A 20,366-nucleotide genomic window follows, 5' to 3' on the forward strand; every position below is an offset into this window, starting at 1 on the left:
CACCCGAGGAGGATTCTTCATGGACTCACGTCACGCCACCGCCCCGGATCAGCTGCCGGGCATGGACACGGAGCAGCTGCGCCGGCGCTTCCTGGTGGAGGATCTGTTCGCGCCCGGCGAGGTGCGGCTGACGTACTCGCACGAGGACCGCATCGTGATCGGCGGCGCGGACGGCACGGCCACGCTGCCCTGCCCGGACGCGTTGCGCGCGGAGTACTTCCTGGAGCGCCGCGAGCTCGGCGTGGTCAACATCGGCGGGCCCGGCACGGTCACCGTCGACGGCGTCCGGCACGAGCTGGCCGCCAGGGAGGTGCTCTACGTCGGCCGCGGCGCCCGCGACGTGCGCTTCGACGGCCGGTTCTACCTGGTCTCCACGCCCGCGCACGAGAGCCACCCGACCGTGAAGGCGACGCTCGACGACGCGGAACCGGTGCGGCTGGGCGCGGCCGAGGGCTCGAACGAGCGCACGATCTACAAGTACATCCACGTCAAGGGCATCCAGAGCTGCCAGCTCGTCCTGGGCGTCACCGTGCTCGCGCCGGGCAGCATGTGGAACACCATGCCCGCCCACACGCACGAGCGGCGCACCGAGGTGTACTTCTACTTCGGCCTGCCCGAGTCCGACCGCGTGGTGCACCTGATGGGCCGGCCGGACGCGACCAGGAACCTGATCGTGGCGCCGGAGCAGGCCGTGATCTCGCCGTCCTGGTCGGTGCACTGCGGGTTCGGCACGCGCAGCTACGCGTTCGTGTGGGCCATGGGCGGGGAGAACCAGGCGTACGAGGACGTGGAGCCGGTTTCCATCGGCGACCTGCGGTGACGGAGGCCGGATCCCGCCGCCACCACCCCCGATAGGCTGGATCTCATGGCCAGGGAAGGCAGTTCCATCGACAAGACGCTGGCGGTGCTGGAGGCGCTCGCCGAGCACCACCGCGTCACCGACATCGCGGCCGCGACCGGCGTCTCGAAGTCGACCGTGCACCGGATCCTGCAGGCGCTGGTGCTGTGGGGGTTCGCCCGGCCCGACGGACTCGGCAGCTACGAGCCCGGTCCGCGCATCCTGACGCTCGCGGGCCGGGTGATGCACCGGTTCGATCCGGCGCGGCAGGCGTCCGGCGCGCTGCGGGCGCTCTGCGAGGCCACCGGCTACACCACGCACTTCGCGATCCGGAACACGGACGAGGCGGTCTACGTGGACAAGCAGGAGGGGCGGCGGCCGTACCAGATGCCGTCCCGGATCGGCATGGGCGTCGCGCTGCACACGACCGCGATCGGCAAGGCGGTGCTGGCCCAGCTGAGCGACGAGGACGTGCGGGCGATCTGCCGGCGGACCGGCCTGACCCAGCGCACCAGGCACACGCTGACCAGCGAGGAAGATCTGCTGACCCACCTGGCCCGGGTCCGCGCGCTGGGATACGCGGTCGACGACGAGGAGAACGAGCCGGGCATCCGCTGCGTCGGCGCGGCCGTCTTCGACCACACCGGTCAGGTGCTCGGCGGCATCTCCATCTCCACACTGGCCATGGACAGCACCATGAGCTCGCTGGAGATGCGTGCGCCGGACGTGATCGCCGCGGCGCGGGACGTGTCGGCCGCGCTCGGCGCCGCCGTGCCCGGGTCGCCGGGCCGGATGCCGAGGCCGGCCTAGAACGAGTCTGGGTCCAGGCACGGTCGGTGTGATGCCTGGAGCCGGGATGGTAACGGGGACGCCCCACACCTGGGCGCCCCCGTCATCGGGTCGACTCGTTCGGTTGTGCCGGGTTCCGCCCGGGGGCGGGACCGGTTGTGACTTCGCCAGTCCTAGCGGCGCATCATGTCCGCGCCGCGCCAGGTGAACTCCGGCTCGGACACGTACTGCACTGCGATCTTGACGAGATCGTCGGCGTAACGGTTCGCGTGGTGTCCGCAGAACACCAGCTCACTGCCGCCGGCAATGGTCACCCGCAACTTGCCCGCCGCGCTGCAACGATCGCAGCGTTCATCGGCGGCTGGGGGAGCCGCCGTTTCTGGCGGCGGCGTGAGGGTCGGGGTCATCGCCTACCTCCTCGGGTCGTCACCGATGAACAGGTTCTTCGGTTGTGCTTCACCCATTGTCCAACACCCTTGCCGGGTGCGGCCTTCCCATGGTGCCCTCGGGGGACCGAGGTCACACCTGGTATGGACAGTGTGCCGTGCACCAAGGGTGCCACGTCAACGATCACAACCCCACAACTCTTTGATCACCACCGAAGGATGTACGGTTGGTGGTCAAACGGGCACGGAAAGTTGACTCTGAAGTCAGCATCCGGATAATTGATCGTTGGGCGCACCGCTGGACCGGGCGATTTTTACGCTACTCCGGCATCTTATGCGCCCCATGGTCCGTTTGTCGCATTCAGGACCTTCGCCGGTTCGGCCAAACGAAATCGCCCGTTCGGGTGTCCCCCTTGAATCACCATGAAACGGACGACGGCCGCACCCCGTCGGGGGTACGGCCGTCGCCTGAAAGCGGTGGGGCAGGCTCAGTCCAGGTAGTCCCGGAGGACCTGTGAGCGTGACGGGTGCCGCAGCTTCGACATCGTCTTCGACTCGATCTGCCGGATCCGCTCGCGGGTCACGCCGTAGACCTGGCCGATCTCGTCGAGCGTGCGCGGCTGGCCGTCGGTCAGGCCGAACCGCAGCCGGACCACGCCCGCCTCGCGCTCGGAGAGCGTCTGCAGGACCTGCTGCAGCTGATCCTGCAGGAGCGAGAACGAGACCGCGTCGACCGCCACGACGGCCTCCGAGTCCTCGATGAAGTCACCCAGCTGGCTGTCGCCCTCGTCGCCGATCGTCTGGTCCAGCGAGATGGGCTCCCGGGCGTACTGCTGGATCTCCAGCACCTTCTCCGGGGTGATGTCCATCTCCTTGGCCAGCTCCTCCGGCGTGGGCTCACGGCCCAGATCCTGGAGCAGCTCGCGCTGGATGCGACCGAGCTTGTTGATGACCTCGACCATGTGGACCGGGATGCGGATGGTGCGGGCCTGGTCGGCCATGGCGCGGGTGATGGCCTGCCGGATCCACCAGGTGGCGTAGGTGGAGAACTTGTAGTCGCGGGACAGCTGGAACGCCAGCTTCTCCCCGCCCTCCTCGGCGACGCGCAGCTGCTCCGAGGCGTAGAGGCCGGCCTCGATCCGCTTGGCGAGCTCGACCTCCTGCTCCGCGTTGAGCAGCGGGACCTTGCCGATCTGCTTGAGGTAAGCCCGGACGGAGTCGGCGGACGCGGTCAGCTCCGCGTCGCGACGCGCCTGCTTCAGCGCCTCCGACTCCTCGTCGTCCCACTCGAAGTCGTTGCTGTCGGCCTGGGCATCCGCGGTCGCGGCCGCGACCTCGGCGGGCGCGGCCTCGACGACCACGTCCTCCAGCTCGGCGGCGAGCTCCTCGGGATCGATGTCGTCCTCGAGCGGCTCACCGTCAGGCCCCTTGGCCCCGGTCTTGGCCGCGGCCTTCTTCGCGGGGACGGCCTTGGCCGGGCCGGTCTTCGGCGCGGCGGCGGCCTTCGCCGGACGCTTGGCCGGACCGGCGCCGTTCGCGTCGGCGGGCGCCGCGGGGGCGGCCTGCTTCGGCGCGGCGGGCGCGGCCTTCTTGGCGGCGGTGGACTTGGTGGTCTTTGCGGTGGTGGCCTTGGAGGCCGGTGTGGCCGAGCGGGCGGCGGCGACCCGTGGGCGGCGGGTGCTGGCCGAGCCGTCCACCACGACGGTCACGCCGGCGTCCGCCAGCGCTCGCAAGAGCTTCTTAGCTTGGGCCGGGGTCACCTCGGCAGCCTCGACGCTGCGCGCGAGCTCGGCCGACGTCAACTGGCCACCGGCGTTGGCGGCGCTGGCGATCAGGGTGTCGGTGAGCGAGCGAACGTCGGCGCCGGTGTGGCGGGCTTCTGACACGGATGACCTTCCGGAGGCGAAGAACGAGCACGGCCGATCCGGCGGGCAGCGCGAGCAGACTGCGGGCCGGTGATGTAGTGGCCCCTGTGGCGCGGACTGGCCGGCGTGGCGACCGTCCGTGACACGTGGGCAGCGTGAATTGTAACGCTGTCTGAGGCAAACAGCTTGCGCCCCGCGCCGCCGGCGACGGCGTGAGGCGCGAGAAGTCGGTGGTGACAGGGTTTGCGGACGATGTTACCCCGCCGGACATGCGGACGAATCCGGCGGGACGGCAGTATGGACCGCGTGCGACAGACTTCTCCTGAGCCCCTGAACCAGCTCGAGCCCGTGGACCTGCTCAAGACCGCCGTCGAGATCGCCCGGCGCGCCGCCGACACGGCCCGGCGCATGCGTGCCGAGGCGGTCAGCTCGGCCATCGACACGAAGAGCACCGCGACCGACGTGGTGACCGCCGCCGACCGCGCCGTGGAGCGCCAGGTCGCCGAGGAGTTGCGTACGTTGCGGCCCGGTGACGCGCTGCTCGGCGAGGAGTACGGCTCGACGGCGTCCTCCACCAGCGCGGTGCGGTGGATCGTCGACCCGATCGACGGCACCGTGAACTACCTCTACGGCCTGCCGCAGTACGCCGTGTCGCTGGCCGCGGAGGTGGACGGCGTGGTCGTGGCCGGTGTGGTGCGCAACGCGGCCACCGGGGACGAGTGGACGGCCACGCTCGGCGGCGGCGCGTTCCACGACGGGCGGCCGATCCGCGGCTCCGCGCAGACCGAGCTGGCGCAGACGCTGGTCGGGACCGGGTTCGGGTACGACGCGGCGCGCCGCCTGCACCAGGCCGGCGTGCTGTCCGGGCTGCTGCCGCACGTGCGGGACATCCGCCGGTGGGGCGCGGCGTCGCTGGACCTCTGCTTCGCGGCCGAGGGGCTGATCGACGCGTACTACGAGAAGGGCCTGAACCCCTGGGACCACGCGGCCGGCGGCCTGATCGCACGCGAGGCCGGTCTGACCGTCGAGGGCCTGAACGGCGCGGAGCCGGGCCTGCCGATGCTGATCGCGGCCCCGCCCGCGCTCTTCGGCCCGCTCCACGACCACCTGGTGGCCCTGAACGCCTCAGGCGGCGCTTGAGCTTCTGGTCGTCGCTTCGCTCCTCCGGGCTCGCCGCCACTCCCGGCGATGACAGGCCGGCATCAAGACGAAAAGCGTGTCTTGATGCCGGCCCGCCATCTCTGGTCGACTGCGTCTCACGACGTGGCCGACTCGCGCCGGGGGCAGGAGCAACTTCCACGAGCCCGGGTTGAACGTCGGGGGGCGTCTTACGCCGCGCAGGTGCCAGGGGGGAGCTTGGCCTGGCCGAGCTCCACGAGGGACTGGTTGACCTCGGTCGTGGTGGCGAGCTGCTCGAAGCGGGTGCCGATCACGACGTCCACCACGTCGTCGTCGCGGGCCTCGTCGTACTCGGTGCGCGCGTTGTCCAGGAAGTACGCCCGGAGGAGGTGGGCGGCGCCGACGGTCTTCGGGCCGTACCGCAGGGTGGCGACCGCGTCGCTGGTCTTGTCGCTGTTCTCGGCCTTCTCCACCTGGAACTTCCGGTTGCCGAAGTCCGTGCTGACCCGGGCGCCGAGGCCGTCGGTGCCGGCCGCGTTGAACACCTTCAGCTTCACGTCCTTGGGCTCCGGGAGCGCGACGTTCGCCCGGATGAAACCGGCCGGGCACTCCTCGGCGACGGTGGCCTCGGTCTGGCTGTCCCGCACGAACGCGACCGCGACGAACACGATCGCGGCGACGGTCAGCACGCTCAGGACGATGAGCGCCCGCATGCGCGCATAGCTCATGTTGGTGGAGGCTCCCCGCGGAAAGTCAGCGCCCGGTAGTTTCCGGATGTCCCGCTGAGGTTATCGCCTGCGAGGCCCGCCCGGGAAAGTGACGAGCGGTCCCGGCGCGCCGACGATGATCGACGCGGACGACCCCCTACCTTGGTGTCGCCTGAATCACATTGGGAACATCTGGGCGGGCCGGGGCGTACAAGCAACGCACGAGAGCGGTAAGGTACCGCGCTCGCTGGGGGGAGTTTCTTGGTGAGCTGACGACGTGGTGTCACTATCAGCATCGTCGCTGAGGGTGACGTCACAGTGGCAGTTCGTGCCAACGTTGGCCCCCAGGGAACCGAACATCGCCGTCCGGCGTTACAGACGCCGGACGACACATCGATACGGGAGAGTGACAACCGATGGCCACCGACTACGACGCCCCGCGTCGCGACGAGGTCGACCTCGGCGAGGACAGCCTTGAGGAGCTCAAGGCACGTCGCGTCGACTCGCAGTCCGGCGCCGTCGACGTGGATGAGGCCGAGGTAGCCGAGAATTTCGAGCTGCCCGGTGCTGACCTGGCCGACGAGGAACTGACTGTCAAGGTGCTGCCGATGCAGCAGGACGAGTTCCGCTGCTCGCGGTGCTTCCTGGTGCATCACCGCAGCCAGCTCGCACACGAGCGAAACGGCGAGCTGATCTGCCACGAGTGCGCCTGATCCCCGCCTCAGGGGATCGGACCGTCAATCGCACAACCGAATAGGGCACACACCGCGTTGCGGGCCGAGGGTGGCGGTCCGCGACGCGGCGATGCCTGGCTAAAGCTTCACGCTGCGGGGCTGGTTCCCTGGGGTGGTGGCGGTCCGCGACGCGGCGATGCCTGGCTAAGGCTTCACGCTGCGGGGCTGGTCTCCTGAGGTGGTGGCGGTCCGCGACGCGGCGATGCCTTTTAAAGGCTTTGACAGCCATCTGCGCGTGGCGGGGATCTGGTTGACTCGATCCACCGCTGTGGCCGGTTGCCGCGCCTTCCGCGTGGGTAGTACCGGTCGACGGATCGAGGCAGGAGGGCGAGATGACGGACGCCAGCCACCAGCAGCGCAAGGACATCGACGATCTGGCGCCGGTGACCGAGCCGGGCGTGCCGCCGGCCGAGACCGGCGACCCGGAGCGTCTGAGCCAGGCCCTCGCGGAGCTGGCCGACGAGGAGCTACCGCCGCCGGTCCGCCGCCGGCTGCTCGGCCGTCTCGTCCAGCAGGTCCGGACGAGCGGCGCGGGACGGATGATCCGCCCCAAGGTCGCGATCCAGTGGATGCTCGACTCGGTCGGGCAGATCGCGCCCTACGTGCCGATCCGGGACCTCGCGACGCTGCGGCAGCACCACCCGGGCCTGGACGACGAGGCGCTCGCCGACCGTCTCGTGCGCAACGCGTCCCGCGCCACGGCCGGGATCGGTGCCGCCGGAGGTGGCGTCTCCGCGATCGAGTGGGCCGTGCCGCCCACGCTGCTCACCACGCCCGTGCTGCTGGCCACGGAGACGGTGGCGGTGGTCGCGGTCGAGCTGAAGCTGATCGGCGAGCTGCACGAGATCTACGGGCAGCCGGTCCCCGGCACCGCGGGCGAGCGGGCGGTCTCGATGCTGCACGCCTGGTCCACCCAGCGTGGCGTGAACCCGCTGCTGCCCGGTGCGGGCGTGGGGGCGGTGCTCGGCACGGCCGCGCGCCGCGAGCTGCGCGAGATGCTGCTCAAGCGCTTCGGCCGGAACCTGACCACGCTGGGGCCGCTGCTCACCGGCGCGGCCGTGGCCAGCTACCTGAACCGGCGGGCGACCCGCGGGCTCGGTGACCGGCTCCGTGAGGATCTGCGTCGTCAACGGCGCGAGATCAAAGGCAGTCCCAAGATCATCGAGGGTACGGAGAAGAAGCGCTCCTGAGTCGTACCCCCGATGCGGTTGTCAGGGTTTGTGCTGTTCTTTGGCGTCGAGGACGGCCTGTGCGAGCGCGATCGGGTGGCGGGTGCTGACCACCCAGTACGGCGTGGGGTCGGCCGGGTCGTTCAGCAGCACCTGGACCGCGCCGGGGATCCAGGGGCGCTGCACCACGAACGCCATCGGGTCCGCGGCCACGCCGAGGATCTCGCGGCGTCCCTCCAGGTCCAGCGGCACGACCTCGGAGACGAACCGGACCGGCAGGCGTGCGTCGTCGACCTGCAGCTCGGGCTCGCCGGACTCGCCGGGGGCGACCGCGACCCGGATGCGGCCCAGCGCCCACAGGCCGAGCGCGGTGAGCGGCAGGAGCACGGCGAACGGCAGCCAGGCGCGGACGCCGGGCGCGCCCATCCAGACCTCGGTGGCGAGGCCCGCCGCGGCCGCGAACGCGGGGATCCAGAGCCACCACGTGACGGTCAGTCGCTCGTGGTGGAGGACGGTCTGCGGGGTGCGGGTGCCGGGGGGTGCCACGTCAGCCAGGGTACGAGTGCTTCGCGCGGGGCGGCACGGCAGGATAAGGGGGTTCGTGACGTGCTGCCGACGATGAGGATCCGAACCCGTGACCGAGACCGTGCCCGTGCCGCTGCAGCGACTCGACCCGGACCTGCCGATTCCCGCCTACTCGCACCCGGGGGACGCGGGCGCCGACCTGTACGCCGCCGAGGACGTGGAGCTGCTGCCCGGCCACCGCGCGCTGGTGAAGACCGGGGTGGCGCTGGCGTTGCCGGAGGGGTTCGTGGGGCTGGTGCACCCGAGGTCCGGGCTGGCCGCCCGCCTGGGCGTGACGCTGCTGAACGCGCCGGGTACGGTCGACGCCGGCTACCGGGGCGAGATCCTGGTGAATCTCATCAACCACGATCCGGCGCGGACCGCGAAGATCGCGCGGGGCGACCGGATCGCCCAACTCGTGGTGCAGCGGGTGTCGCGTGCCGTCTTCGAGGTCGTCGACGCGCTGCCGGACTCCGTGCGCGGCGACGGCGGGCACGGGTCGACCGGCGGGCACGCGGCTCTCTAGGTTCTCCGAGTTCTCCGACCATCAACGACATCTCGGTTCATCCGGAAAGGTGATCATGGCGATCTTCTCGCGGGGCGGGCGTCACGCGCGTGCCGAGGAAACCCCGATTCCGACCGCCACGGAGTCGGCCGGGACCACCGGGCCGTACGACGTGAGCGACGCGCCGGAGGGCGTGCAGCGCCTCGACCTGGGCAGCATGCAGATCCCGGCCGTGCCGGGCGTAGAGGTGCGCGTCCAGGCCGGTCCCGAGGGCCAGGTCCAGCAGGTGGTGCTGGGCGAGGGGCCGAGCACGCTCCAGCTGATCGCGGTAGCGGCGCCGCGCAGCGAGGGCATCTGGGAGGAGGTCCGCGAGGAGGTCGGCGCGTCGCTGGTCTCCCAGGGCGGGCAGCTGCAGGAGACCGAGGGGCCGTACGGCGTCGAGCTGCTGGCCCGCGTGCCCACCCCGAACGGCCCGGTCGACCTGCGGATCGCCGGCGTCGACGGGCCGCGCTGGATGGTGCAGGCGGTCTTCCAGGGGCCGGTGGCGACCGCGCCGGCCAGCGCGCCGCTGCTCGGCGAGTGCCTGCGCGGCCTGGTCGTGGACCGGGGCAACGAGGCGAAGCCGGTGAAGGAGCCGCTGCCGCTGCGGCTGCCGAAGGAGGTGGCGGCGCAGCAGGCCCCGGTGCCGGCCGCCGAGCCCCCGGCGGACGAGCAGCGCCGCAGGCCGTCGCCGCGTCCCCGGTCGTAGCGGCCCGCGGGGCGTACTCTGGTCGGACAGCGGATCGGGGCTGGGTTTCCCAGGGCCGGACCGGCATCGCCGCGCTGACCGGCCGAGAAGGGTGGCATCCGCACCATGACGATCGATGAGCGACGGTCGACGTTGCGCCGGTTCCTTCAGCGGCTCACCGCCTCCGAGGCCGAGCTGGACGCGGAGGAGTTGCAGCGGGAGAGCGCGGAGTGCGGCGCCACCCCGGTCGGGACCTGTCTGCGCGGCCAGCTGGCCTCGGTGTCCGGCCGGCTGCGCACGGTCGTCTACACACCCCGGACCAATCTGCCGACGCTGGAGGCGGACCTCTACGACGGCAGCGACGTGATCACGCTGGTCTGGCTCGGTCGCCGGCACATCGCCGGGATCGAGCCGGGCCGGCAGCTGACGGCCCGCGGACGGATCGCCGTCCGTGATGACCGTAAAGTGATATACAACCCGCATTACGAGCTGGAAGCGCCCAGGTGAGCATGACTGGTCCCGACAGAGCAGCCGATCCGTACGATCCTTACTCGCCCGGCGCGGTCCGGGACGCGGTGGCCGCATCAGCGGATCCGGACCCCGAGGAGGAGCCGGAGGAGGAGCCGGAGGAGGAGCGGATCCCGACGATCTCCGAGCAGATGTCGGAGCAGCTCGGCGGCATCCGCGGGCTGATCGAGTCGAGCATCCCGGTCTGCGCGTTCGTGCTGCTCAACTTCGTGTGGGACCTGTACCCGGCGATCTTCGGCGCGGTGGGCACCGCGGTGGCGATCGCGATCTACCGGCTGATCCGCAAGCAGCCGATCCGCCACGCGGTGAACGGGCTGTTCGGCATCGCGCTGGGGGCATACCTGGCGGCGCGCTCCGGCGAGGCCCGCGACTTCTACCTGCCGGGCATCCTGCTGACGTTCGCGCAGGCCGCGGCGCTGGTCATCTCCGTCGGGGTGCGGAAGCCGCTGATCGGTTACATCTGGGCGATCATCTCGGCCGGCGGCAAGCACGACTGGCGGGACAACCCGGCGCTGTTCCGTACGTTTCAGTGGCTGACGCTGGCCTGGGCCGGGTCGCTGGTGGTGCGGGCGGGCGTGCAGGCGGTGCTCTACATCGCGAAGCAGCCGGACCTGCTGGGCGTGGCGCGGCTGGCGGTCAGCTGGCCGATCTACGTGGGCATGCTGGCGCTGACGGTGTGGGCCGTCCGGCGCACGACCAGGGCCTCCGAGGCGCTGGTCCCGGAGACCGACCGCGCCTGACGGAGACCGACCGCGCCTGACGGGCCCGGTCGGCGGCGTGACGCGGGCCCGGTCCGCAGGGTGACGCGGGCCCGGTCGGCGGTGTGACGCGGGATCAGCGGACGACCCGGCGGCGTGACGTGGCCGCACCGGCCCGCCCGCGACGGGGTCTTGATCTGCCGGACCCCCGCGGGACCGGCAGGGAGGCCGCCTGCGGCCGACCGGTGCCCGCGGGAGCAGCGCTGCCGGACCACGCCGGAAGCGGGAAAAAGGCTTTCAGAGGTTGTGGGGTGCGTCCGGGCCGAGGATGACGGCGCGGACCTCGTCCTCGGCCTCCGCGATGCAGACGAGGATGAGCTCGTCGCCGGCCTCCAGCGGGTCGTCCGGGCGCGGGACCAGGACGCGCTTGCCGCGCAGGATCGCGGTCAGCGCACAGTCGCGGGGGAGCGGGACCGTGCGGACCGGGTGGCCGACGTAGGGCGCGTCCGGCGGGAGCGTGATCTCGACCAGGTTCGCCTCGCCCTGGCGGAACGTCATCAGCCGGACCAGATCGCCGACCGTGACCGCCTCCTCGACCAGCGCGGCCATCAGGCGTGGCGTGGAGACCGCGACATCGACGCCCCACTGGTCGGTGAAGAGCCATTCGTTCTCGGCGCGGTTGATCCGGGCGATGACGCGCGCGACCGCGAACTCGGTCTTGGCGAGCAGCGAGACGACCAGGTTGACCTTGTCGTCGCCGGTGGCGGCCACGACCACGTCGCACTGGGCGATCTCGGCCTCCTCCAGGCTGGCGACCTCGCAGGCGTCGGCCAGCACCCACTCGGCCTGCGGCACGCGCTCGGGCCGCAGCATCTTCGGGTCGCGTTCGAGCAGCATGACCTCGTGGCCGTTGCCGATCAGCTCCTGGGCGATGGACCGGCCGACGTTGCCGGCTCCGGCGATGGCGACGCGCATGTCAGTGCGCTCCTTCGGGTGCGGTGCCGGTGCGGCGGCGGACGGTGTCGGCGATCTCGTCCGTGACCAGCATGAAGACCTGGTCGCCGTCCTGGACCATGGTGGACGCCGTGGGGAGGTGGCCGAGGCCGAAACGCATCACGTACGCGGTACGGGCGCCGGCCGCGGCCTCCAACGCGGAGAGCTTGCGGCCGATCCAGGCGTCGTGCACCGGCACCTCGATGATCGAGACCGTGCTGGTCGGGTCGCGGAACACCTCCAGGCCGCCGGTGGCGAGCACCTGGCGCAGGATGCGATCCGCGGTCCAGCGGACGGTGGCGACCGTGGGGATGCCGAGGCGCTCGTAGACCTCCGCGCGCTTCTGGTCGTAGATGCGCGCGGCCACCCGCGGCACGCCGAACGTCTCGCGGGCCAGCCGGGCCGAGATGATGTTGGAGTTGTCGCCGCTGGAGACGGCCGCGAAGCCGTCCGCACGCTCGATGCCGGCCTCGCGGAGCACCTCGCGGTCGAACCCGATGCCGGTGACGATGAGGCCGCCGAACTCCGGGCCGAGGCGGCGGAACGCGTCCGCGTTCTGATCGATGACGGCCACCGAGTGGCCGCGCTCCTCCAGGCTGTGGGCGAGGGTCGAACCGACCCGCCCGCAACCCATGATCACGATGTGCACCGAAGCCCCCTGTCAGCGGCGTGCGTCCGAGTGGAAGCGTGCCATGATCCGGCGGTTGCCGCGGCATCGGGCGCGCCCGTCGCCGTGGTGATCCGGTGGCCGTACCCTTACCCGTTGTGGCCCGTCCCACCTCACTCGTGAAGCGCCTGCTGCTGGGGCGACCGTTCCGGTCCGACCGGCTGCAGCACACGCTGTTGCCGAAGCGGATCGCGCTCCCCGTGTTCGCCTCCGACGCGCTGTCCAGCGTGGCCTACGCGCCGGACGAGATCCTGCTGACGCTGTCGATCGCGGGTGCCACGGCGTACCTGTACTCGCCGTGGGTCGCGCTGGCGGTCGTGGTCGTGATGCTGACCGTGGTGGCCAGCTACCGGCAGAACGTGCACGCGTACCCGTCCGGTGGCGGCGACTACGAGGTGGCGACCGTCAACCTGGGGCCGCGGTACGGCGTGGCGGTGGCGAGCGCGCTGCTGGTCGACTACGTGCTGACGGTCGCGGTGTCGGTCTCGTCGGGCGTGGCGAACCTGGGCTCGGTCGTGCCGTTCGTGGACACGCACAAGGTCACGATCGCGCTGATCGCGGTGGCGGTGCTGACCGCGCTGAACCTGCGCGGCATCCGCGAGTCGGGGAACGCGTTCGCGGTCCCCACCTACGGCTTCATGATCATTATCGTCGGGATGATCCTCACCGGGCTGGTCCGGATCGTCGTGCTCGGCCAGCCGCTGGAGGCGCCCAGCGCGAGCCTGGAGATCCGTGCGGAGGAGGAGCACCTCTCCGACGTGTTCCTGGTGTTCCTGCTGCTGCGCACGTTCTCCTCCGGCTGCGCGGCGCTGACCGGCGTGGAGGCGATCTCCAACGGCGTGCCCGCGTTCAAGGAGCCGAAGAGCAAGAACGCGGCGACCACGCTGCTGCTGCTCGGGACCGTGGCGATCGGGATGCTGGTCGGCATCATCTGGCTGGCGCAGGCGACCCACCTGCAGTACGTCGAGGACCCGATGCGGCAGATCGTCGGCGGCCCGCCCGGCTACGTGCAGAAGACGGTCACCACCCAGCTCGGCGAGGCGATCTTCGGGGCCGGGTCGGTGATGCTCTACGTCGTGGCCGGCGCGACCGCACTCATCCTGTTCCTGGCCGCGAACACCGCGTACAACGGCTTCCCGGTGCTCGGCTCGATCCTGGCGCAGGACCGGTACCTGCCCCGCCAGCTGCACACGCGCGGCGACCGGCTGGCGTTCTCCAACGGCATCGTGTTCCTGGCGGTCGCGGCCGTGGTGCTGATCGTGGCGTTCCAGGCCGAGGTGACCCGGCTGATCCAGCTCTACATCGTGGGCGTGTTCGTGTCGTTCACACTGTCCCAGGCCGGGATGATCCGGCACTGGACGCGTCATCTGCGTACCGAGCGCGACCCGGCCGAGCGGCGGCGCATGCACCGGTCGAAGGCGATCAACACGTTCGGCATGGTGCTCACCGGCGTGGTGCTGGTCATCGTGCTGATCACGAAGTTCCTGCTCGGCGCGTGGATCGCGATCGCGGCGATGGCGTGCATCTTCGTGCTCATGCTGGGCATCCGGAAGCACTACGACCGGGTCGCGGCCGAGCTGGCACCGACCGCGGAACGGTACGTACTGCCGTCCCGCAACCACGCGATCGTGCTGGTCAGCAAGGTGCACATGCCGACGCTGCGCGCGCTGGCCTACGCACAGGCGACCCGGCCGGACACGCTGACCGCGGTGACCGTGGGCGTCGACCCGCTGGACACCCGGCAGGTGCTCCAGGAGTGGGAGGCGCGGGAGATCCCGATACCGCTGACCGTGGTCGACTCGCCGTACCGGGAGATCACCCGGCCGATCATCGACTACGTGAAGGGCGTGCGGCGGGACTCGCCGCGCGACGTGGTCACGGTCTTCATCCCGGAGTACGTCGTCGGCAAGTGGTGGGAGAACCTGCTGCACAATCAGAGCGCGCTGCGCCTGAAGACCCGGCTGCTCTTCGAGCCCGGCGTCATGGTCACCAGCGTGCCCTGGCAGCTGCAGTCCAGCGCCGGCCGTGACCTGAACCGGCTCGACCAGGCGCTGACCCGGGGGCCCGCACGCGGTCCGCGCGCCGGCGCCCCCACGTTGGAAGAAACCGGAGCAGAGCAGAAGTGACACAGGTGGAGATGCCCGGCGAGGGCGAGCGCGTCGAGGTGACGGTCGGCGCGGTGGCGCACGGCGGGCACTGCGTGGCCCGGGTCGGCGGCGACGGCGGCCCGGTGCTGTTCGTGCGGCACGCGCTGCCCGGCGAGCGGGTGATCGCGCAGGTCACCGAGGTGCACCGGGGCTTCGCGCGCGCGGACGCGGTGGAGATCCTGACGCCGTCCGCGGACCGGGTCACCGCGCCCTGCGCGTTCGCGCATCCGGACGGCTGTGGCGGCTGCGACCTGCAGCACGTCGCGCCGCCCGCGCAGCTGTCCTGGAAGGCCTCCGTCGTGACCGAGCAGCTGCTCCGCATCGGGAAGCTGCCCCAGGATCACGTGCAGGCTCTGGGGGTACGGGTGGAGCCGCTCCCCGGTGACGGGCTGGGCTGGCGCACCCGCGTGCGGTACGCGGTCGACGGCCGCGACCGGGCCGGGCTGCTCAAGCACCGCTCGCACGAGGTGGTGCCGGTCGACCGGTGCCTGATCGCGCACCCGGCGATCCAGGACGCGCCGGTCACGTCCCGGAGCTGGCCGGAGGCGGACGAGGTGCACGTGGTGGCGTCCGGCGGCGGCGACGTGCTGGTGACACCGCGGCGCGCGGTGTCCGTGAGTGAGGAATCAGACGTCCTGGACGGCGCCGCGGCCTCCGGCGAGGTGCGCGAGAAGGCGGCCGGCCGCGAGTGGACGATCCCGGGCGACGCGTTCTGGCAGGTGCACCCGGCCGCCGCGGACACGCTGGCCGCGACCGTGCTGGAGTTGCTGGCACCGCAGCCGGGCGAGGCGGCCTGGGACCTCTACGGCGGCGCCGGGCTGTTCGCGTCCGCACTGGCCGAGGCGGTCGGGCCGACCGGGCCGGTGACCGTGGTCGAGTCCGCGCCGCAGGGCGTGGCCGCGGCCCGGCGCAACCTGGCCGACCTGCCGGGCGTCGCGGTGGTCGAGGCGAAGGTGGAGACCGCGCTGCGCCAGGGGCGGCTGCCGAGACCGGTGGACCTGATCGTGCTGGACCCGCCCCGGTCCGGGGCGGGCGCGGCCGTGGTCAAGGCGATCGCGCGGACGCAGGCGCGCGCGGTGGCGTACGTGGCGTGTGATCCGGCCGCGTTCGCGCGGGACGTGGCCGGGTTCCGGGCGGCGGGGTGGCGGCTGGCGTCGCTGCGCGCGTTCGACCTGTTCCCGATGACGCACCACGTGGAGTGCGTGGGCTTGCTGCTGCCGCCGGTGCGCTGAGCGACGCGTGTGGCTCAGCCGTGGCACGCGGGCCTCTGTCGCGGCGTGCGGGCTCGGGCTGTGCCGTGCGGATCTCGGCGGCGTGCGGATCAGCGGCGGCGGTCGCGGAAGCGGATCCAGAGGATGACCGGGATGGCGATCGGCGCCAGCGCGACAGCGAGGACGCCGATCGCGATCATCCCGAGGATGTGGGCGGCCGCGGGCGCGCCGCGGAGGTCGCGCGGGGCCGGGTGCGGGTTCCAGCCGGACTGCGGGTTGTCCATGGGTCGCGTCTCGTGGGAGGGGCGCGGCACGGTCGGCCGGCGGCTCGGCAGGGGGAGGTTCGGTGAAGGTTGTGCGGACGACTGAGCGTTCATGAAACCGACCTTCTGGATAAAAAGCTCTGCCCATCGTACCCCTTTAGGGGTTTTATGGGGTTTTGGTCCTCCGCTCGGGTGATGCGGCTCGCCCTGTTCCTTGATCACGCGATGGTCTCGGAAGGTGGGCCGGCTGGCGTCCACCATTAGACTGGCACCTCATGAGCGTTGAAGAGGATCAGGTGACTGACGGCCGCCTTCTCGGCACGATCGCCGGGCCGCAGGATCTCAAGCGCCTGACGGCGGAACAGCTGTCGGTGGTGGCCGCGGAGATCCGGGACTTCCTGGTGGCGAAGGTCTCGCGGACCGGTGGTCACCTGGGACCCAACCTCGGCGTCGTGGAGCTCACGCTCGGCATGCACCGGGTGTTCGACTCGCCGCGCGACCGGTTCCTCTTCGACACCGGCCATCAGGCGTACGTGCACAAGATCCTGACCGGGCGTCAGGACGGCTTCGACCTGCTGCGGCAGCGCGGCGGCCTCTCCGGCTACCCCTCGCAGGCCGAGAGCGAGCACGACCTCATCGAGAACTCGCACGCCTCCACCGCGCTCTCCTACGCGGACGGCATGGCGAAGGCCTATGCGCTGCGCGGCGAGGACCGGCACGTGGTCGCCATGGTCGGCGACGGCGCGCTCACCGGCGGCATGTGCTGGGAGGCGCTGAACAACATCGCCGCCACCGACAACCGCCTGGTCATCATCGTGAACGACAACGGCCGCTCCTACGCGCCCACGATCGGCGGCCTCTCCGACCACCTGGCCACGCTGCGGCTCAACCCGGGCTACGAGAAGGTTCTCGACCTGGTCAAGGACTCGCTCGGCGCCACGCCGCTGGTCGGCAAGCCGGTCTACGAGGTGCTGCACGCGGTCAAGCGCGGCATCAAGGACGCGGTCGCGCCGCAGTCCATGTTCGAGGACCTCGGCCTGAAGTACATCGGCCCGATCGACGGGCACGACCAGGCCGCGGTCGACTCCGCGCTGCGCCGCGCCAAGGGCTTCAACGGCCCGGTGATCGTGCACGCGGTGACCCGGAAGGGCTTCGGTTACCGCCCGGCCGAGGAGGACGAGGCGGACTGCCTGCACAGCCCCGGTGTCTTCGACGCCGAGAGCGGCAAGCTGCTCGCGTCCTCCTCCGTCAAGTGGACCGGCGTCTTCGCGGACGAGCTGGTCTCGGTCGCGGACGAGCGCCCCGACGTCGTCGGCATCACCGCGGCCATGGCCGAGCCGACCGGCATCGCGAAGCTCGCGAAGAAGTACCCGGAGCGCGTCTACGACGTGGGCATCGCGGAGCAGCACGCGGCCACCTCCGCGGCCGGGCTCGCGCTGGCCGGGATGCACCCGGTGGTCGCGGTCTACGCCACGTTCCTGAACCGCGCGTTCGACCAGGTGCTGCTGGACGTGGCCATGCACCGGCTGCCGGTCACGTTCGTGCTGGACCGGGCCGGCATCACCGGACCGGACGGGCCGAGTCACTACGGCGTCTGGGACATGGCGGTCTTCGGCGTGGTTCCCGGCCTGCGGATCGCGGCCCCGCGCGACGCGGCGACGCTGCGTGAGGAGCTTCGCGAGGCGGTGACGGTCGACGACGGCCCGACCATCCTGCGCTTCCCGACCGGCTCGGTCCCCGCCGATCTCCCGGCGCTGCGTCGCATCGGTGGTTCGGACGGCGTCTCCGGCGGGGTGGACATCCTCGCCGAGCACGGTGCTTCGTCCGACGGCACGAGGGACGTGCTGATCGTCGCCGTGGGCGCGTTCGCGCACCTCGGCATGGAGGTCGCGGAGCGTGCGGCCGCGCAGGGCTACAGCGTCACCGTGGTCGACCCGCGCTGGGTCCGCCCGGTGCCGATCGAGCTGGTGGCGCTGAGCCGCGAGCACCGCCTGGTCGTCACGCTGGAGGACGGCGTGCGCAACGGCGGCGTCGGCGACGCGCTGGCCAAGGCGCTGCGCGACGCGGAGGTGGACGTGCCGCTGCGTGACATCGGCGTGCCCAACGACTGGCACCCGTACGGCACGCGTGCGCAGATCCTGGCGGACCTGGGCATCACGGCGCAGGACGTGACGCGCGACGTGGTGAAGTGGGCGTCGCGGGTGGTTCCGGTGCGTACCCACTGAGGTTTCTGATGGTGTGAAAAAGGGCCTTTCTCCGGGTGCGGAGAGAGGCCCTTTCCCGTCCGGTGAGGTCGCCTCACGACCGGGTCGGTACCGGGGCGCTGCCGTCCTGGCCGGGGGCGGGGTCGTCCTCGCCGGGGGTGACGGCGGAGATGTCGTCGAAGGAGGCGGTGGCGAGCGAGGTGACCAGGCCGAGGCGGCCCCGGTCGGAGGCCTCGGCGGTGCCGGTGCCGATCAGCGCGCCGTCGACCCAGCCGGTGATCGTGTCGTCGTCCGCCCGCACGTCGAGCGTGTGGAACGTGCCGATCGCGGCAGCGACCGGCGCCGCGCCCAGCACCGTGACCTCGCCGCCCCGGACCGCGTGCAGTTCCGCGGTGCCGGCCGAGGTCAGGACCAGCCGGTACATGGTGGCCGGGTCGGACGCGCGGACCGCCACCCCGGCGAAGCCGCCCCCGTCCACCGTGATCGGTCTGACCCGGGCGCGGACCGCGTAGTCGGTCCAGTCCGGCTCGCCGGCGAGGACCCGGGCCGCCGCGCCGGTGCCCTTGGACTGCCGGTAGGCCAGTGAGCCGTCCTCGACCACGGACCAGTCGCCGCCCGCGGTGGACCAGCCGGCCGGTGCGCCGGCCTCGAAGTCCTCACTGAACAGCGTGGACGCGGACGCGGGCGGCACGGTCAGCGCGAGCGCGGCGGTCGTGAACCCGACGATGGCGGTCGCGGCGAGGCCCGCGTAGAGACGCCTCTTTGTGGGCATAACTCCTGCTTTCCGGTGCGGCCGACGGCGCCGCCATGGGCCGAGCGGCTGAGAAATACCAGATCATGCGCAGCGGTACGACTCCATTGGCCGGCGGTTAGCTGTCCCTTAAGTTCTCCTTCGTACCGATCGGATTCTCGGCTTTCGATGTGTTGTCATCCGCGGGCGGTACATTCGCCTCGTGCCGGCTGAGGTGACCATTGACCTGGGCATTCCCATCGACGAGCCGGACGGGCCCGGCGGCGCTGACGGCTTCCCCCGCCCGTCCCGGACGGTGCTGGCCGCGCTGCTCGCGGTGCTGGTCGCGTTCACGGTCGCCGGGTCGGGGCCGGTGCGCTCCACCACCGGGTGGAGCACGGGTCAGCTGACGATCGCGGCCGGGGACGACTTCGCACTGGCCGGGGACCTGCTGGTGGTGGCCGAGAAGTCGACGGTCACGGCGTACCGCGTGCCGGATCTGGATCTGGTCTGGACACTGCCGGTGACGGAGGCGGAGCGGCACTCGCTGGCCCGCGTCGGCGACCTGCTGGTGATCGGCGCGCTCAACGGGATCGGCCGCGCGCTGGAGAGCCTCGTGGTGCACGCGCCGACCGGGCGCCCGCGCTGGCGGAACGGGGGCCGGCTGATCACGCTGCCCGGCTCGGACGTGCTGCTGGCCGTGACGGACGTGCCGAGCGTCTCGTCCTCCGGCCGGCGGCTCTCCGGCACGATCGACGGCCTGGACGCGTTCGGCATGCGCCGTTGGTCGATCGTGCTGCCGTCGACCGCGGTCGTCACGCCCTTGCCGGACGGGCGGTTCCTGCTGGTGCGCGACGACGGCACGGTGGAGATCCGCGATGCGGCCGACGCCGGGGTGCGCGCGTCCGGCGAGTTTCCCGCCGCCGCGTATGCGCCGGACAACCCGTTGCTGGTCGGCGACACGATCGTGTTGCGGCACCCCGGGGAGAACACGAGCAGGATCAGCGGGTACGACGCGGGCACGCTGGAACCGCTGTGGTCGCGCACGGTCGGCGGCCTGCAGAGCGTGGACGAGTGCGGCGGGCTGGTCTGTCTGGGCACCACGATCGGGGTACGCGCGATCCGGGCGGACGACGGCACGAACGCCTGGGTCAGTCAGTCCTGGCGGCGCGCGCTCACGTGGGGTGACGTGACGGTCGCGTATGGACGACCGACCGGCGTGGACGCGCAGCTTGCCCTGGTCGAACCCATGACCGGTGGGTCACTGCTCGACCTCAGCGCGTGGCAGCAGGTGACGAGTGTGACCGATGCCGTCGTGTTGGCTCACCCTGACCCCGCCCGCGGGGATACGCTCGTCGCCACGGTGGCCTCCGATCGGCGGTCGGTGCGTGTCCTTGGCGCGATTCCCGCGGCCTCGGGCGGTTGTCGCGCCGGCGGTGGTGTGCTGGCCTGCCGTCAAGGGGGCGGGATCTTGGGGGTGTGGGCGCTTGACTGAGCGTGTGCTGCGGGTGGGTGCGCCGGC

The 20,366-nt window shown here is 71.5% G+C and carries 21 protein-coding genes; 13 read left to right on the forward strand and 8 right to left on the reverse strand.

All coding sequences use genetic code 11. The features are described 5' to 3' along the window. The first annotated feature begins 19 nt into the window (after positions 1–19). Both kduI and OP04_RS37970 read left to right on the forward strand, forming a co-directional pair. Positions 20–820: a 5-dehydro-4-deoxy-D-glucuronate isomerase gene (kduI, locus tag OP04_RS37965; RefSeq protein ID WP_033344786.1), complete on the forward strand. Its 801-nt coding sequence runs from the start codon at positions 20–22 to the stop codon at positions 818–820. Between the two features lie 45 nt (positions 821–865). Beyond that, positions 866–1,648, forward strand: a complete 783-nt coding sequence (locus OP04_RS37970) for an IclR family transcriptional regulator (RefSeq protein ID WP_051799700.1) — start codon at positions 866–868, stop codon at positions 1,646–1,648. 152 nt (positions 1,649–1,800) lie between these two features. On the opposite strand, the gene OP04_RS37975 is transcribed toward OP04_RS37970, so the two are convergent. Then, positions 1,801–2,034 carry a DUF7455 domain-containing protein gene (locus tag OP04_RS37975; protein WP_033344787.1) on the reverse strand — a complete coding sequence of 78 codons (234 nt, stop codon included), beginning with the start codon at positions 2,032–2,034 and terminating at the stop codon, positions 1,801–1,803. Positions 2,035–2,501: 467 nt separating this feature from the next. Next, positions 2,502–3,899: an RNA polymerase sigma factor gene (locus OP04_RS37980; RefSeq protein ID WP_033344788.1), complete on the reverse strand. Its 1,398-nt coding sequence runs from the start codon at positions 3,897–3,899 to the stop codon at positions 2,502–2,504. Positions 3,900–4,184: 285 nt separating this feature from the next. On the opposite strand from OP04_RS37980, the gene OP04_RS37985 reads away from it, so the two are divergent. Then, complete coding sequence (locus OP04_RS37985) at positions 4,185–5,018, forward strand: inositol monophosphatase family protein (RefSeq protein WP_408606827.1); 834 nt, start codon at positions 4,185–4,187, stop codon at positions 5,016–5,018. A 188-nt stretch (positions 5,019–5,206) separates the two neighbouring features. Here OP04_RS37985 and OP04_RS37990 read toward each other — a convergent pair whose 3' ends face one another. Continuing rightward, positions 5,207–5,710, reverse strand: coding sequence for a LytR C-terminal domain-containing protein (locus tag OP04_RS37990; RefSeq protein WP_033344789.1), 504 nt, complete (start codon positions 5,708–5,710; stop codon positions 5,207–5,209). A gap of 410 nt (positions 5,711–6,120) precedes the next feature. Here OP04_RS37990 and OP04_RS37995 point away from each other — a divergent pair, with 410 nt between their 5' ends. Both OP04_RS37995 and OP04_RS38000 read left to right on the forward strand, forming a co-directional pair. Further along, on the forward strand, positions 6,121–6,417 hold the full coding sequence (locus tag OP04_RS37995; protein WP_033344790.1) for a DUF4193 domain-containing protein: 297 nt from the start codon (positions 6,121–6,123) through the stop codon (positions 6,415–6,417). A gap of 353 nt (positions 6,418–6,770) precedes the next feature. Then, a complete protein-coding gene (locus OP04_RS38000; protein WP_051799702.1) occupies positions 6,771–7,628 on the forward strand; it encodes a hypothetical protein in 858 nt (285 codons plus the stop codon). Between the two features lie 21 nt (positions 7,629–7,649). Here the strand turns inward: OP04_RS38000 and OP04_RS38005 are convergent, their stop codons facing one another. Continuing rightward, the gene (locus tag OP04_RS38005) at positions 7,650–8,153 is read right to left on the reverse strand and encodes a DUF3093 domain-containing protein (protein ID WP_033344791.1); all 504 of its coding nucleotides are present in this window, start codon (positions 8,151–8,153) and stop codon (positions 7,650–7,652) included. A gap of 88 nt (positions 8,154–8,241) precedes the next feature. On the opposite strand from OP04_RS38005, the gene dut reads away from it, so the two are divergent. The 4 genes from dut to OP04_RS38025 all read left to right on the forward strand — a co-directional run bounded on the left by dut (position 8,242) and on the right by OP04_RS38025 (position 10,671). Then, positions 8,242–8,697: a dUTP diphosphatase gene (dut, locus tag OP04_RS38010; protein ID WP_033344792.1), complete on the forward strand. Its 456-nt coding sequence runs from the start codon at positions 8,242–8,244 to the stop codon at positions 8,695–8,697. A gap of 55 nt (positions 8,698–8,752) precedes the next feature. After that, on the forward strand, positions 8,753–9,424 hold the full coding sequence (locus OP04_RS38015) for a DUF3710 domain-containing protein (protein WP_085067107.1): 672 nt from the start codon (positions 8,753–8,755) through the stop codon (positions 9,422–9,424). A gap of 105 nt (positions 9,425–9,529) precedes the next feature. After that, on the forward strand, positions 9,530–9,910 hold the full coding sequence (locus OP04_RS38020) for an OB-fold nucleic acid binding domain-containing protein (RefSeq protein ID WP_033344793.1): 381 nt from the start codon (positions 9,530–9,532) through the stop codon (positions 9,908–9,910). Between the two features lie 2 nt (positions 9,911–9,912). Continuing rightward, positions 9,913–10,671 carry a DUF3159 domain-containing protein gene (locus OP04_RS38025; RefSeq protein WP_085067087.1) on the forward strand — a complete coding sequence of 253 codons (759 nt, stop codon included), beginning with the start codon at positions 9,913–9,915 and terminating at the stop codon, positions 10,669–10,671. A gap of 255 nt (positions 10,672–10,926) precedes the next feature. On the opposite strand, the gene OP04_RS38030 is transcribed toward OP04_RS38025, so the two are convergent. Both OP04_RS38030 and OP04_RS38035 read right to left on the reverse strand, forming a co-directional pair. Beyond that, complete coding sequence (locus tag OP04_RS38030) at positions 10,927–11,604, reverse strand: potassium channel family protein (protein WP_033344795.1); 678 nt, start codon at positions 11,602–11,604, stop codon at positions 10,927–10,929. A gap of 1 nt (position 11,605) precedes the next feature. Next, positions 11,606–12,271 (reverse strand): potassium channel family protein, encoded by a 666-nt coding sequence (locus OP04_RS38035; protein ID WP_033344796.1) that lies wholly within the window; start codon positions 12,269–12,271, stop codon positions 11,606–11,608. Between the two features lie 116 nt (positions 12,272–12,387). On the opposite strand from OP04_RS38035, the gene OP04_RS38040 reads away from it, so the two are divergent. Both OP04_RS38040 and OP04_RS38045 read left to right on the forward strand, forming a co-directional pair. Further along, positions 12,388–14,415 (forward strand): APC family permease, encoded by a 2,028-nt coding sequence (locus tag OP04_RS38040; protein WP_051799703.1) that lies wholly within the window; start codon positions 12,388–12,390, stop codon positions 14,413–14,415. Next, a complete protein-coding gene (locus OP04_RS38045) occupies positions 14,412–15,668 on the forward strand; it encodes a class I SAM-dependent RNA methyltransferase (protein WP_033344797.1) in 1,257 nt (418 codons plus the stop codon). The genes OP04_RS38040 and OP04_RS38045 overlap by 4 nt, the downstream gene beginning before the upstream one ends. An 89-nt stretch (positions 15,669–15,757) precedes the next feature. On the opposite strand, the gene OP04_RS53990 is transcribed toward OP04_RS38045, so the two are convergent. Further along, complete coding sequence (locus OP04_RS53990; RefSeq protein WP_198154123.1) at positions 15,758–15,931, reverse strand: hypothetical protein; 174 nt, start codon at positions 15,929–15,931, stop codon at positions 15,758–15,760. 254 nt (positions 15,932–16,185) lie between these two features. Here OP04_RS53990 and dxs point away from each other — a divergent pair, with 254 nt between their 5' ends. Then, entirely contained in the window at positions 16,186–18,135 is a 1,950-nt protein-coding gene (gene dxs / locus OP04_RS38050; protein WP_033344798.1) for a 1-deoxy-D-xylulose-5-phosphate synthase, read from the forward strand. Between the two features lie 73 nt (positions 18,136–18,208). On the opposite strand, the gene OP04_RS38055 is transcribed toward dxs, so the two are convergent. Continuing rightward, the gene (locus OP04_RS38055) at positions 18,209–18,886 is read right to left on the reverse strand and encodes a family 16 glycoside hydrolase (protein ID WP_051799704.1); all 678 of its coding nucleotides are present in this window, start codon (positions 18,884–18,886) and stop codon (positions 18,209–18,211) included. 181 nt (positions 18,887–19,067) lie between these two features. Here OP04_RS38055 and OP04_RS38060 point away from each other — a divergent pair, with 181 nt between their 5' ends. Further along, positions 19,068–20,339, forward strand: coding sequence for a PQQ-binding-like beta-propeller repeat protein (locus OP04_RS38060; protein ID WP_033344799.1), 1,272 nt, complete (start codon positions 19,068–19,070; stop codon positions 20,337–20,339). The last annotated feature ends 27 nt before the right edge of the window (positions 20,340–20,366 follow it).

The organism is Catenuloplanes japonicus, assembly GCF_000717135.1.
Classification (GTDB): domain Bacteria; phylum Actinomycetota; class Actinomycetes; order Mycobacteriales; family Micromonosporaceae; genus Catenuloplanes; species Catenuloplanes japonicus.